The sequence below is a fragment of the Flavobacterium sp. RNTU_13 genome (assembly GCF_046614455.1).
GTDB lineage: Bacteria > Bacteroidota > Bacteroidia > Flavobacteriales > Flavobacteriaceae > Flavobacterium.
Genome location: NZ_JBKJHB010000008.1, coordinates 31,874 through 45,248, shown reverse-complemented (window position 1 = coordinate 45,248; position 13,375 = coordinate 31,874). Strand labels below are relative to the sequence as shown.

At 40.2% G+C, this 13,375-nt stretch carries 12 protein-coding genes; 7 read left to right on the top strand and 5 right to left on the bottom strand.

From position 1 onward, the window contains the following. Position 1: 1 nt before the first annotated feature. The gene (locus ACLI08_RS15630; protein WP_411429444.1) at positions 2 to 958 is read left to right on the top strand and encodes a sodium-dependent bicarbonate transport family permease; all 957 of its coding nucleotides are present in this window, start codon (positions 2 to 4) and stop codon (positions 956 to 958) included. Positions 959 to 1,012: 54 nt separating this feature from the next. Here ACLI08_RS15630 and ACLI08_RS15625 read toward each other — a convergent pair whose 3' ends face one another. Next, positions 1,013 to 1,336, bottom strand: coding sequence for a YbaB/EbfC family nucleoid-associated protein (locus ACLI08_RS15625; RefSeq protein WP_411429443.1), 324 nt, complete (start codon positions 1,334 to 1,336; stop codon positions 1,013 to 1,015). 148 nt (positions 1,337 to 1,484) lie between these two features. On the opposite strand from ACLI08_RS15625, the gene ACLI08_RS15620 reads away from it, so the two are divergent. Together ACLI08_RS15620 and ACLI08_RS15615 are read left to right on the top strand one after the other, a co-directional pair. Then, positions 1,485 to 3,542 (top strand): S9 family peptidase, encoded by a 2,058-nt coding sequence (locus tag ACLI08_RS15620; protein ID WP_411429442.1) that lies wholly within the window; start codon positions 1,485 to 1,487, stop codon positions 3,540 to 3,542. 79 nt (positions 3,543 to 3,621) lie between these two features. Next, positions 3,622 to 4,662: a PLP-dependent cysteine synthase family protein gene (locus ACLI08_RS15615; RefSeq protein ID WP_411429441.1), complete on the top strand. Its 1,041-nt coding sequence runs from the start codon at positions 3,622 to 3,624 to the stop codon at positions 4,660 to 4,662. 137 nt (positions 4,663 to 4,799) lie between these two features. On the opposite strand, the gene ACLI08_RS15610 is transcribed toward ACLI08_RS15615, so the two are convergent. The 4 genes from ACLI08_RS15610 to pyrE form a co-directional block, all read right to left on the bottom strand. Then, complete coding sequence (locus tag ACLI08_RS15610) at positions 4,800 to 5,993, bottom strand: pyridoxal phosphate-dependent aminotransferase (RefSeq protein ID WP_411429440.1); 1,194 nt, start codon at positions 5,991 to 5,993, stop codon at positions 4,800 to 4,802. 162 nt (positions 5,994 to 6,155) lie between these two features. Beyond that, positions 6,156 to 6,848 (bottom strand): DUF4241 domain-containing protein, encoded by a 693-nt coding sequence (locus tag ACLI08_RS15605; RefSeq protein ID WP_411429439.1) that lies wholly within the window; start codon positions 6,846 to 6,848, stop codon positions 6,156 to 6,158. 118 nt (positions 6,849 to 6,966) lie between these two features. Beyond that, a complete protein-coding gene (locus ACLI08_RS15600; RefSeq protein ID WP_411429438.1) occupies positions 6,967 to 7,359 on the bottom strand; it encodes an SRPBCC family protein in 393 nt (130 codons plus the stop codon). 73 nt (positions 7,360 to 7,432) lie between these two features. Beyond that, positions 7,433 to 8,074, bottom strand: coding sequence for an orotate phosphoribosyltransferase (gene pyrE, locus ACLI08_RS15595; RefSeq protein WP_411429437.1), 642 nt, complete (start codon positions 8,072 to 8,074; stop codon positions 7,433 to 7,435). A gap of 7 nt (positions 8,075 to 8,081) precedes the next feature. On the opposite strand from pyrE, the gene ACLI08_RS15590 reads away from it, so the two are divergent. From ACLI08_RS15590 to ACLI08_RS15575, 4 genes are all read left to right on the top strand, one after another. Beyond that, the gene (locus ACLI08_RS15590) at positions 8,082 to 8,690 is read left to right on the top strand and encodes an NUDIX hydrolase (RefSeq protein ID WP_411429436.1); all 609 of its coding nucleotides are present in this window, start codon (positions 8,082 to 8,084) and stop codon (positions 8,688 to 8,690) included. 308 nt (positions 8,691 to 8,998) lie between these two features. Further along, the gene (locus tag ACLI08_RS15585) at positions 8,999 to 10,159 is read left to right on the top strand and encodes a M14 metallopeptidase family protein (RefSeq protein ID WP_411429435.1); all 1,161 of its coding nucleotides are present in this window, start codon (positions 8,999 to 9,001) and stop codon (positions 10,157 to 10,159) included. Between the two features lie 79 nt (positions 10,160 to 10,238). Continuing rightward, a complete protein-coding gene (locus ACLI08_RS15580; protein ID WP_322626403.1) occupies positions 10,239 to 10,718 on the top strand; it encodes an Lrp/AsnC family transcriptional regulator in 480 nt (159 codons plus the stop codon). A gap of 79 nt (positions 10,719 to 10,797) precedes the next feature. Beyond that, positions 10,798 to 13,374: a phosphoenolpyruvate carboxylase gene (locus tag ACLI08_RS15575; RefSeq protein ID WP_411429434.1), complete on the top strand. Its 2,577-nt coding sequence runs from the start codon at positions 10,798 to 10,800 to the stop codon at positions 13,372 to 13,374. Position 13,375 lies beyond the last annotated feature (1 nt).

Here is a 13,375-nt window from a genome sequence, read left to right as displayed (position 1 = left end):
AATGGATTTATCATTACTGCTTGAAAATCTTAAAAACCCTTCGTTACTGTTTTTTGTACTGGGGATACTTTCGGTATATTTAAAAAGCGATTTAGAAATACCACCCAGTTCATCAAAATTTATATCGCTATACCTGTTGTTATGTATCGGTTTTAAAGGCGGGCAGGAGTTATCGCATGAAACCCTGAGTGTAAACATATTGTACTGCCTATTATTTGGCGTTTTGCTTGCCGCTGTAATACCGGTGTATACGTTTTTTATTTTAAAGAAAAAGTTTAATGTATACGATGCAGCTGCAGTAGCGGCGGCTTACGGCAGTGTGAGCGCAGTAACCTTTGTTACCGCCACTAATTATTTAGAGTTAAAAGGTATGCAGTTTAACGGCTATATGGTTGCTGTAATGGCGCTAATGGAGTCGCCGGCTATAATTGCAGGCTTACTGCTTTTTTCGCTGTATGGCAATCAAAGCAATAAAGGACATAATAAAGAAATACTGCGCCACTCGGTTACTAACGGCAGCGTATTATTAATTATGGGTAGCCTTGTAGTAGGGTACTTTACCAGTACAGCGCAGGCGGAAGGTATAAAACCGTTTACTAATGATATTTTTAAAGGTTTCCTGGCAATTTTTCTGTTAGATATGGGCATTGTAAGCGGTAAAAAGCTATCAGATCTTTTTCACCGTGGCTGGTATCCGTTTGCATTTGGGCTATTGGTGCCGCTTTTAAACGGATGTGTGGTGGCATTTTTAAGTCATTTTGTAACCGATGACGTGTCTAACCGATTCATATTTTCCATACTGGCAGCAAGCGCATCCTACATAGCTGTACCTGCCGCTATGAAAATAGCGTTGCCACAAGCCAACCCCGGCATTTACCTCCCCATGGCTTTAGGTATTACGTTTCCGGTTAATATAACAATCGGATTTCCCATATACTATTGTATATGCGTTATATAATAGTTTGTTTTGTGCTTAAATAGGTAGCGCCCCATTAGGGGCGCTATTTTTGTATTATTTAAACATATCCATGCCGGGTATGTTTGGCATTCCGTCTTTTGCTACAGCCGCCAGCTCTGCCTCGTTTACAGCAGTGGCTTTAGCTATGGCTTTATTAAAAACCAGTACCAGGTAGTCTTCCAGCTGCTCTTTATCTTCCAGTAAAGAGTCGTCTACGGTAACTGATTTTACCGCCCTGTTTGCCGTAAGCGTTACCTTTAATAATCCATCTGAACTTTGCTCGTCTATCAGTACATTATCCAGCCTTTTTTTGGTTTCGTCCATTTTTTTCTGGGTTTCCTGTATTTTACCCATCATTCCCATTAAGTCTCCAAACATAGTATATCGGTTTTAGTTTAAATCTAATACAAAAGTATCAAAATCATTCTTTATTCCCATTACGGTTAAAAGCATTAAAAAATCTGTTTTTGTAATGTAGGTTTGTTTTACTTTTGTAAGGCTTAACCGCATTACCTAAACAAACAGGATGACAGAAAAAATATTACCGCCGGTAGCACCCGTTAAACCCCATACACTGGAAATGCACGGCGATGTACGTATAGATAACTACTATTGGCTAAACCAGCGCGAAGACCAGGAGGTGCTGGATTACCTTAATGCAGAAAACGAATATTACCAAAAACTTACAGCGCATACTAAGCCTTTACAGGAAGCCCTGTTTGAGGAAATGAAAAGCCGTATAAAGGAAGATGATGCATCTGTACCCTATAAGTATAATGGCTACTGGTACATTACCCGTTACGAAAAAGGTAAAGATTACCCTATCTACGCCCGCCGTAAAGAAACGATGGAGGCTCCTGAGGAAATTTTATTTGACTGTAATGTAATGGCCGAAGGCCATAGTTATTTTCATTTGTCTGGCCTTAGTATAAGTGAGGATAACAAATGGGCTTCCTTTGGGGTAGATACCGTATCGCGCAGGCAGTATACCATTCAGGTAAAAAATCTTGAGAGCGGCGAAATCCTTCCGTTTAAAATTGAAAATACTACCGGGGGGTCTACTTGGGCCGGGGATAATAAAACACTTTTTTACACCCGCAAAGACGCTGTAACCTTACGTTCAGAAAAAATATACAAGCATATACTGGGGGCTGACGTATCTGAAGATGTTGTGGTGTATCACGAAAAGGACGAAACTTATAATGTATTTGTTTACAAGGAGAAGTCAAAAAAATACCTGGTTATAGGTTCCGGCAGTACACTAACTACAGAGTACCGCATACTTGAAGCGAAAAACCCGGATGGCGAATTCCGTTTGTTCCAAAAGCGTACGCGTGGCATGGAGTACAGCATTAGCCACTATGCCGATAAGTGGTATATTATGACCAACAAGGATAAGGCGACCAACTTTAAGTTGATGACTACGCCTGAAACGGCTACTGAAAAAGAAAACTGGACCGATCTTATTCCGCACCGCGCTGAGGTGTTACTGGAGGATGTAGATATTTTTAAAGACTACCTTGTAGTAAGCGAGCGCAGCAACGGCCTTAATAAAATAAGGATAATGCCTTGGGAAGGTGAGGAGTACTACCTTCCGTTTACTATAGAGACGTACACGGCAGGTACCGCAGCTAACCCTGATTTTGATACCGATATACTACGTTACAGTTACCAGAGTATGGCAACGCCGTCATCGGTAATTGATTTTAATATGAAAACCAAAGAGAAAACCGTACTGAAAGAGCAGGAGGTACTCGGCGGTAAATTTGATAAAGACAACTATACCGAAGAGCGTATATGGGCTACCGCAAAAGATGGTACTAAGGTTCCTATCTCTGTAGTGTACCGTAATGGTATTAAAAAAGACGGTAGTAATCCGTTTCTGTTATATGCGTATGGCTCTTACGGCGCCTCTATGGATCCGTATTTTTCATCGTTAAGGCTTAGCCTGCTTGATAGGGGCTTTATATACGGTATTGCCCACATTAGGGGAGGCGAAGACCTGGGGCGTGATTGGTACGAGGATGGTAAGCTCCTGAAGAAAAAAAATACATTTACTGATTTTATAGACTGCTCTGAGTATGTTATTGCCCAGGGGTATACATCGGCTATGCACTTATATGCCGAAGGTGGCTCTGCAGGTGGTTTGCTTATGGGCGCGGTTATTAATATGGCACCTCATTTATATAATGGCGTTATAGCACAGGTACCGTTTGTAGATGTGGTTACTACCATGCTTGATGACACCATTCCGCTTACAACCGGCGAATACGACGAATGGGGTAACCCTAACGAAAAGGAGTATTATGATTATATGAAGTCCTACTCGCCATACGATAATTTGGTAGCGCAGGACTATCCTAACATGCTTGTAACAACGGGATTGCACGATAGCCAGGTACAATACTGGGAACCTGCAAAATGGGTGGCTAAATTGCGCACTCTTAAAACAGATAACAACCTGCTGTTTATGGACACTAACATGGATGCCGGACACGGCGGGGCTTCGGGCCGGTTTGAGGCCATTAAGGAAGTGGCTAAGGAGTTCAGTTTTTTATTAGATTTAGAAGGAATTAAGAACTAATTGATTTTTTTTTGTTAGCTTTGCAAGGTTTTGAGGTTACTAAACATTACACACAGCTTACCTTGCTAACTTATTTTTTATGAAAGAAGAAATAAAAGCCCATGATAACATATTGGAATTAATAGGCAATACACCGCTTATTAAAATCAATAAGGTAACCAGTGGATTGAAGGGAAATTTTTTCGCAAAAGTAGAAGCCTTTAATCCGGGACATTCCACAAAAGACCGCATAGCATTATATATTATAGAAGAAGCCGAAAGAAAAGGAATCCTGAAACCGGGAGACACTATTATTGAAACTACTTCGGGTAATACGGGCTTCAGCGTGGCCATGGTTAGCATCATTAAAGGGTATGATTGTGTACTTGCAGTAAGCTCAAAATCTTCAAGGGACAAAATAGATATGCTTCGCGCCATGGGTGCTAAGGTATATGTTTGCCCTGCACACGTATCTGCCGATGATCCACGCTCATACTACAGCGTAGCAAAGAGGCTACACGAAGAAACAAAGGGTTCTGTGTACATTAATCAGTATTTTAATGATCTTAATGTAGATGCCCATTACAAAACTACCGGCCCCGAAATTTGGGAACAAACAAACGGTAAAATCACGCACCTTATAGCGTGTAGCGGTACCGGAGGAACAATAAGTGGCACTGCACGTTTCCTTAAGGAAAAAAATCCTAATATTAAGATTCTTGGTGTAGATGCTTACGGTTCTGTACTAAAAAAGTATCATGAAACCCGTGAGTTCGACAGCAACGAAATATACCCGTACCGTATAGAAGGCTTGGGTAAAAACCTAATACCTACGGCTACTGACTTTGATGTTATAGACCAGTTCATGAAAGTTTCAGACGAAGACAGTGCACACGTAGCAAGGGAAATAGCCCGTACTGAAGGCTTATTTGTAGGTTACACAAGCGGTGCCACACTACAAGCTGCAAGACAGTACGCCGAAGCCGGTGAGTTTGACGAAAACAGTAATGTGGTGCTTATTTTCCCTGACCATGGTTCGCGTTATATGAGTAAAGTATTTAGTGATGAGTGGATGAGCGAGCAGGGATTTTTTGACAGCGTAAATATAGAAGAAGCCCAAAAGATTGAGTTTATTAAGTAATAAACCCTCTTCATAAACCGTACAAGCCCTTGTAGTCTTGCTGCAAGGGTTTTTTCTTTCCCGGAAATATTCTCATAAGTAGATAATAAAAATCCTGCCATGTAACTGGCAGGATTTAAAATATAGAAAAAAAATCTCTATTTATTGTTGTACTTGTTTAGTGCATCCTTAAGAATTTCTACCGAACGGATAAGGTCTTCTTTTTTAAGAACGTAAGCAATGCGTATTTCATTTAGTCCTACGCCCGGTGTGGAATAAAAACCTGCAGCAGGAGCCACCATTACAGTTTCTCCATTATTGTCGTAGCTTTCCAAGAGCCACTGTGCAAACGCGTCCGCATTATCTACCGGCAGGCGTGCAATACAGTAAAATGCGCCTTTAGGTGTTGCTACCTTTACACCTTCTATTTTTTCAAGCGCGGTAACCAGGGTATTCCTACGTTCTTTATACTCGGTTATCACTTCATCAAAATAACTCTGCGGTGTATCCAGTGCTGCTTCGCTGGCTATTTGCTCAAAAGTAGGCGGGCTAAGGCGTGCCTGGGCAAATTTCATGGCGGTAGCCATAACCTCTTTATTTTTAGAAACAATACAGCCTATGCGCGCGCCGCACATGCTGTAGCGTTTAGATACCGAGTCTATCATTATAGCATGCTCTTCGAGGCCGGCAACATTCATTACAGAGTAATGTTTATCGCCATCGTAGGTAAACTCGCGGTATACTTCATCGGCTATTATAAACAGGTCGTGCTTTTTAACCAGTGCTGCAAGCTGGCTTATTTCATCTTCAGTATACAGATACCCGGTTGGGTTACCCGGGTTACAAATAAGTATAGCTTTTGTTTTAGGGGTAATAAGTTTTTCAAAATCAGCAATAGGCGGTAGGGCAAAACCTTCATCTATCGTAGATATTACAGGTACTACCTTAACACCAGATGCTACCGAGAATCCATTATAGTTGGCATAAAATGGCTCAGGGATTATAATTTCATCGCCGGCATCCAGCGTACTTCCCAGTGCAAACAGCAGTGCCTCGCTTCCTCCTGTAGTTATAATTATGTTCTCAGGATGTACATTAACCCCATGTGCCTGGTAAGAAGCTGCAAGTTTATTCCTGTAGCTTTCAAAACCGGCCGAGTGGCTGTATTCCAGTATTTTAATATCGTTGTTTTTTATTGCTTCAAGGGCTACATCCGGAGTTTTAATATCGGGCTGACCGATATTAAGGTGGTATACTTTGTGGCCTTTTTTCTTAGCTGATTCTGCGTATGGAACAAGTTTTCTTATGGGTGATTCAGGCATTTGCCTGCCTTTCTGAGATACCTGTGGCATTAGATTATTTTTTACGAGTTGTTTGTACAAAGGTGCAATATTTTTGCAGAATTTTTAGCGCTTAAGCCCTTAAAATTTCATATTAAAAATATTCTGTTGTTAATAAAACAAAAGGCTGCAATAAATGCAGCCTTTTGTTTTATTACAGGTTTTTGATGTGTTTTATTCTTCGCCGTCTTGCTGTTCAAAATCGTCCAGCAAAAAGTCTACAGCAATTTCCACAATATCACCGTTGTCGTTAAAGCCCCAGTAGGCCGGGTAATATCCATCTCCCCAGCCCGATGAGAACATTATGATGTTATTATCGCTGTCTGTAGCTATTTTATGATCGTTCCAGTCGCCCAGTTCCCTGCTAAAGGTATTTTTACCCGAATACTCTTTAAACTCCTCTGAAAGAACAGCATCATAATAGTCGTATTCTTCATCGGCTTCGTAAAGCGCATCCAGTTTGTCGCCAAACTGGTCCCTCGTTTCCTCGTCCATAAAGCCTGCAAGCCCTGATTCTACGTCAAAGCCAAAGTACTCGTCTTCTTCAAGTTCGGCTACTTCATCTTTAGTTACATCTTCGGTAAGTGCCAGTATCCAGTTTGTAGCATCCTCCGGCCTGAATTTTATTTTAGCAAATGCTATACGGTGGTGCAGTTTATCTACTTCTTCAAGATAAATATAAACAGGGTATTTATCGGGCTCCACGGTTTTATTAAAAGCAGGCTGTTCCTGAGACAGGAAAGGATCGGCAAGCACAACGCGCCCTGTAGGCAGGTTCACATCGCCTGCGTGTATTTTTATAAGAGTACGCTCGTCCATTTCGGCCTTTAGGTCAAAAGGAATGTCTGTTTCGTCTACTTTTCTCATATATGGTTTTTGTTTGATTAAATTTAGCTAATTTGTTTTAGCCGCACGTAAAGTTGGCAATTCTTTAACCCAAAAAAATAAGCCTCCGTATATCAGGAGGCTCATGGTGCGGGGTAAGTTACAGCTTGCTCATATTGTTAGCAAGCGTTTCTATAAACTTGGTTATCGGTCCTTTAATCATCATGGCCATCATGGCATTAAATTCGCCTTCAAACTTAAGTTGTACAGTGCAGCTATTATCGTCTATCGTATCTATAAAGCCGGTAAGCGTAAACGGCAACTTGTCTGATGCTGCGCCCAGAACAACTTTGTTAGGGCTTACTTTGTCTTTAAGTTTAAGTTTTATTTCGGGCATGCCTTTAAGGGCAAAAATAAACGCTTCTTCGCCTATCACTTCAAATTTAGCTATGTTTTCAGGCATTAGCTTTTCAAAGTTTTTTATGTCGGTTAGCGCATCAAAAATATACTGTGCCGGTTTTTGTACCGTTACTTTAGGGCTTTCTAAATTCATGTTACCTAAAATTTTATCTCGTTGGTTATAGAAATTTTATCTGTGTAAGTAATAATGGTAGTGTGTAAAAAGGCTACTGCCCCCACGTACCTGGAGATACGCGCCACTCTTTAAGCGTTTGCTGCTCGGTTTCAGTAATGTATTGTTTACTTACGGCAAGTTCCAGTAGCGTATCGTAGTTGCCCAGGGTATGAAGGTTTACGTTTGCAGCCTTAAAATTTTCTACAGCCACATCAAATCCGTAGGTAAATATAGCCACCATACCTTTTACATTAGCGCCGGCTTCTTTTAGAGCTTCTACAGCCATAAGGCTGCTTTTACCGGTGCTTATAAGATCTTCTATTACAACTACATTCTGTCCTTTTTGTAAAAAGCCTTCAACCTGATTTTGGCGGCCATGTTTTTTAGGTTCAGGCCTTACGTACACAAACGGAAGCCCCATATATTCGGCTACCAGCATACCTATGCCTATGGCGCCTGTGGCTACACCAGCTATTACATCGGGTTTACCATATTCTTTTTCTATGTGCTTTGAAAACTCCTCGCGAATATAGTTGCGTATCGGTGGAAACGACAGTGTTACACGGTTATCACAATATATAGGGGATTTCCACCCCGAAGCCCATGTAAAAGGATTTTTGGGATTTAATTTTATTGCGTTTATTTGCAGCAGCAACTCGGCTGTTTTTTTAGCTGTGTCTGTATTTATAATCATAGCACAAATGTATAAAGTTTTTGTAAACGATAAGCCGCTTTTTTTAACTTCTACCATAGAGAAGGAAACCGACTTTCAGTTATTTTTACTTGAAAGCATAGATATTGAACAACTAATTACAAAGATATTTAACCACAGGATAGACAAGGCTTTTTTGTACCATCCAGACGAAAAGCAGGCACTAAAAATACTTAAGGAACGTATTCCGGTGGCTAAAGCCGGGGGAGGATTAGTATACAATAAAAAGGGCGAAGTGCTTTTTATACTTAGGAACGGTAAATGGGATTTACCGAAAGGAGGTATGGATAAAAACGAAGTCATTGAAGACACTGCCGTGCGTGAAGTAGAAGAGGAAACCGGCATTAAGGGCCTTAAAGTTGGCAGGAAACTGCAAAAAACCTACCATGTTTTTAAGCGAAATGGTACGTACAAGTTAAAGATTACCCATTGGTTTGAAATGAAAACGTCGTATGACGGTCCGCTCGTAGGGCAGGCGGAAGAGGGCATAGAGCAGGTGGCGTGGCTTAATAAAGATCAAATTAAGGAGGCACTTAAGAACTCTTATGAAAATATAAAACTTCTATTTGAGGAGGAAAGCATTGGGCAAACACTATAAACTGCTTTATTTTAAGAACAGTTTAACTATTTAACAGGTTCGTTTTAACAACGTGAGGCGTACCTTTACAGTATCATTAAAGACCAACAATTAGTATAAGATACTTCAGTCATCATAAATACTTTTTAAAAGGGTTTTAAAGATAATTTGTGTTTGTTTTATTGGTTAATGGCCCCGGTACTGTTTATTATTAAACATATCGGGGTTTTTTGCTGCCTTTTAGTTTATATTTTACCAAACGCGGATTTTATTGTTTTTTTAGCAATGTTTTTCTGAGATACTGTGTATTTTTGCAGGAAAATGCGTAAATGGACTTACAAAATATATACGTTTCCGTTAAAGAGCCTAAATTGTACGGGCGCTATATTAATAACGACCACATTACTCCACTATTAAACAGCCTTAAAAATACGTTTGAAGTTTCTACCGAAGGGTATTCTGTAAACAACGAGCCTATTTATAAAATAGTTGCTGGTAAAGGTAGTTTAAAGGTATTTATTTGGTCTCAAATGCATGGAAATGAATCTACCACCACAAAAGCCATATTTGACTTTCTAAATTTTTTAGTTTCCGGTAGCGCAATAGCCCAGGCTTGGCTACAGCATTTTACGTTTTATGTACTGCCTATACTCAACCCTGACGGCGCGCGGCTGTACACCAGAGAGAATGCAAACAAAGTAGACTTAAATCGAGATTCGTTACAGTTAACCCAAACAGAGAGCCAGTTACTACGTTCTGTATTTGACCAGGTGAAGCCTGATTATTGTTTTAATATGCACGACCAGCGCACCATTTTCGGTGTGGGCGAAGGCAAACCGCTGCCCGCCACGGTATCGTTTTTAGCACCATCATTTAATGAGGAGAGGGATATTAATGAGTGCAGGCAGGTGGCAATTAATGTTATCGCTGCAATGAACCATGAATTGCAAAAACACATTCCCGGGCAGGTGGGCAGGTTTGACGATTCTTTCAATATAAATTGCATAGGGGATATGTTTCAGTCATTGGGCGTTCCTACAGTGCTTTTTGAGGCAGGTCATTACCCCGATGATTACGAGCGTGAGGAAACGCGCAAAATGATATTTTTTGCATTATTTTCAGGATTCCTTGCGATTTACGAAAACGTTATAGCTGTTAACAGAAACAACGATTATTTTAATATTCCTCAAAATAAGAATGTTTTTTATGACATCATGTGTAAAAATATTAAAATAAATTATGAAAATAAAGAAAAAATCACGAATTTTGCATCACAATATAGAGAAGTTTTAATTGACAAATCTGTAATTTTTCGAGCGTTTATCAGTGAAATAGGCAATTTGGATGATTTCCATGCTCACGCAGAAATTGACGCTTTTGGAGAAGAATTTTCGACTGAAGAAGGTGCAAAATCACCAAAAATAGGTGATAAAGCGACTTTTTTTATCGGGAAAAACAGGAAAATTGTTAATGGTTTAGAAATATTTTAACAAATTTCTCTTTTTTGAAAATAATTAACAACAACATTTCGACCTTATACCATATATATAACATTAAAAACACACATTTATGAGCAAGTTTCGTTTAGATGAAGTTGATCATCAGATTCTTGATATGCTGATAGACAACACAAGGGTGCCTTTTACAGATATAGCAAAGAAATTACTAATATCTGCAGGTACTGTACACGTGAGAGTGAAAAAGATGGAAGATGCGGGCATCATCATGGGATCATCTCTTACATTAGATTATGAGAAACTTGGTTACTCTTTTATTGCTTATGTGGGTGTGTTTTTGCATAACACTTCTCAAACTAAATTTGTTTTAGAGAGAATAAACGAAATACCTTACGTAACGGTAGCACATGTAACTACAGGTAAGTTTAATATCTTCTGTAAAATAAGAGCAAAGGATACTAAGCACGCTAAAGAAGTAATCTTTATGATTGACGATATTGAAGGTGTATACAGGACTGAAACAATGATTTCTCTTGAAGAGAGCATTAACGACAAGAAAAGGCTTATGCACACAATATTTAAAGATTTGTAAGAATTTTTAAAGAAAGATTAAGACCCTCATGAAGTTTTCATGAGGGTTTTTTTATTAACTTCATCAAAAAAACATAAGCATGTATCCTGCCAGTAGAATAGAACGTTTTGATGAAAACGTACGCCTTAAATATCAGTTGTTTAACAGTATCTTTATAACCCTTCCCTTTACAGATATAGACAATACAGGTGTGCTGTTGCCACTGTTTTCTGAACTGTGCGAGGAAGGGTATAAAAAGCACTTTAGCCCGGAGGAAATTTTTAATCAGTTTGCCGACAAGTACCTGCAGGGTGTGTCTGAAGAGGACAGGATAGGGCTCATGTTCCGTTTTATACAGTATGTAGAGCGCCAGGTGGTTTTATTTGATGCCATAGAAGATGCTGCGTTTACAGAGCTAAATAACCTTGAAGGAAGTGGTACACTGCGTGAGGCACGCGAGAAGGCAGAAAATGCAAGCCTTATGCCTGAGCTGCGCGAATTTTTAGAACATTTTACCGTGCGTCCTGTGCTTACGGCGCACCCCACTCAGTTTTATCCAGGAGAGGTGCTGGGTATCATAACTGATTTAACCGATGCCATACGAAGAAACAGCCTTAGCGAAGTAAAAACACTGCTGGCACAGCTGGGTAAAACCCCGTTTATTAAAAAGGAAAAACCTACGCCTTATGATGAGGCGATTAGCCTGCTGTGGTATCTGGAAAATGTATTTTATAAAGCAGCGGGTGATATTTCTCATTATGTTCAGGAATCCATTTACAAGGGAGAGCTAATCCCTGACCCTATAATTGCATTTGGTTTTTGGCCGGGAGGCGACAGGGATGGAAATCCGTTTGTTACTACAGAAATTACACTTAAAGTGGCCGACAGGCTGCGTACGTCAATACTTAAATGTTACTACTACGACATCAGGCAGTTAAAAAGACATCTTACCTTTGTTAACGTGCACGATAAGGTGGTAGATATTGAGGACAGGCTGTACAGGTCGGTTTTTTACTCAAAGGGCGATATTTACATTACACTGGACGAACTTAAATCTAAATTATTAGAGATTAGGCAAATAGTTATAGAGCATCATCAATCGCTGTATTTAGATGAAATTGATAATCTTATAAATAAAGTAAACCAGTTTGGGTTCCATTTTGCTACACTGGACATCCGTCAAAACAGCCGCATACACGATGCAGTATTTGCCGATGTAGTGAAGCATCTGCAGGAACATCATGAATTTACCGGTGACTACGCCTCGTTATCGGATACAGAAAAAGTACAGGCATTGGCCTCAATCACTGCTGTTATAAAGCCGGAAGATTTTTCTGAAGAAAACACCCGACTGACACTGGAATCCATACAGGCAATAAAGACCATACAAACACGTAATGGCGAACGCGGCTGTAACCGATACATAATAAGTAACAATGAAAGTGCACTCAATGTACTGGAACTTCTTACTATGTTCTCTGTTTTAGGTATTAAAGACCCGCATGTAGATATTACACCACTTTTTGAAACCGTAGACGATCTTAAAGAAGCTGGTGATGTTATGAAGTTGCTGTATGAGCACCCTCAGTATTCAGCGCATTTAAAACGCAGGGACAATAAGCAAAACATAATGCTTGGCTTTAGCGATGGTACTAAAGACGGTGGTTACCTTATGGCCAACTGGAGTATTTATCGTGCTAAGGAAGACCTTACTGCAATGGCACGCCAGTATGATGTAAAAGTGATATTTTTTGACGGGCGTGGCGGGCCACCGGCGCGCGGCGGAGGAAAAACGCATAAATTTTACGCCTCACTGGGGTCTACCATAGAAAATAACCAAATACAAATTACTGTACAAGGGCAAACCATAAGCAGTAATTTCGGTACGCTGGACAGTTGCCGATTTAACCTGGAAAACCTGCTTAGCGCGGGCATAACAAACAGCGTATTTAAAAAAGACGAAAAACAGTTTACAGATGCGCAAAAGGAACTTGTGCAGGACATGGCACGTATGAGTTATGAAAAATACTCAGCGTTTAAAAGCCATCCTAAATTCCTTCCTTATTTGCAGGACATGAGTACTTTAAATTATTACGCCAAAGCAAACATAGGAAGCCGCCCAAGCAAGCGAAATAAGGGTAATGAACTTAACTTTGGCGACCTGCGGGCTATTCCGTTTGTGGGTAGCTGGGCGCAAATGAAGCAAAATGTTCCGGGTTTCTTTGGTGTGGGGCATGCTTTAGGCGAATATGAGCGCAACGGACGTTGGGATGAAGTGGTGGCGCTATACCGCGACTCTTTGTTTTTCCGTACCTTGCTTGAAAATAGTATGATGTCTTTAAGTAAGTCGTTCTTTCCGTTAACAGCCTATATGAAAAACGACCCTGAGTTTGGCGAGTTTTGGCAAATAATATACGATGAGTACCTGGAAACACGTCGTTTATTACTTAAAATTTCGGGCTACAAGGAACTTATGGAAAATTACCCTGACGGATGGGCATCCATTAAAATCAGGGAAGGTATTGTGCTGCCGTTGTTAACCATACAGCAGTATGCGCTGATACAAATCAGGAAAATGAAAAACGGAAACAGGCCGGATAACCTGCTTGAAACCTACGAAAAAATAGTAACCCGTTCCTTGTTCGGAAACATAAATGCCAGCAGGAACTCAGCATAAC